This is a genomic window from Vibrio sp. 10N.286.51.B11, assembly GCF_041469245.1.
GTDB classification, from domain to species: domain Bacteria; phylum Pseudomonadota; class Gammaproteobacteria; order Enterobacterales; family Vibrionaceae; genus Vibrio; species Vibrio crassostreae_C.
The window spans coordinates 1-706 of the sequence record NZ_JBFRKI010000068.1; the positions used below are offsets into that span (position 1 = coordinate 1).

A 706-nucleotide genomic window follows, 5' to 3' on the forward strand; every position below is an offset into this window, starting at 1 on the left:
CATTACTTGGCATCTCAACGGTTGGATTTTTCGCGGCCTTAGCCTTAATGACTGAAAACGGAGGCATAGAGCCTTTTTTCCCCAACATAGGATCAATAAGGATAAATTTTTCGCCAGATTCAATAATAAATGTTGCGCTACGTAGGTGGTGGATCTTCATAATGCCTCTCTAAACTCACTAACAAGCCATGTTCTCTATGAGATTTAGTATGCTTCTTTCTAGTTTCTTGTGATACTGTCTTGAAAGTCAACATTCGCGCAAATCGAGACACTTGTGAACAAATCAACCGAGCTAATTAAAATTACGATGGTAGCCTTTGAAGGCATCAGTGCTTTTCATCTCTCTGTGCCTTGTCTGGTGTTTCAAGATATCTTTTTCGGTCAGCCGGTTCGGTTTGACTTGAGGATCTGTTGCGAAAACAGCTTGCAGTTTGAAACAAGCTCTGGATTTGGTGTGGTGATCGATAGAGATTTGAGCGCTATTAAAGAGGCGGATATTGTGATTGTTCCAAGCTGGCCAAATGACCTGCCAGAGCCAAGTGAGCGACTTATAGAGGCGCTAATAGAGCATCATGGGAAAGGTAAGCTACTAGTAGGACTCTGCCTCGGGTCTTATGTACTTGCATGTGCTGGCGTTCTCGATGGAAAACGTGCCACAAGCCATTGGGCGTTTTCCGAACAATTTCAGCAGCAATTTCCTAAGGTG

1 protein-coding gene and 1 pseudogene are annotated in these 706 nt (G+C 43.5%); one reads left to right on the forward strand and one right to left on the reverse strand.

Features of this window, described 5'->3' with window-relative positions:
- Positions 1 to 160 (reverse strand): annotated as a pseudogene (locus tag AB4154_RS22250) (MBL fold metallo-hydrolase); the annotation flags it as partial.
- A gap of 114 nt (positions 161 to 274) precedes the next feature.
- Between AB4154_RS22250 and AB4154_RS22255 the strand changes: the two are divergent.
- Positions 275 to 706, forward strand: a 432-nt coding sequence (locus AB4154_RS22255) for a DJ-1/PfpI family protein (protein ID WP_372124139.1), incomplete at its 3' end; no start/stop codon positions are given.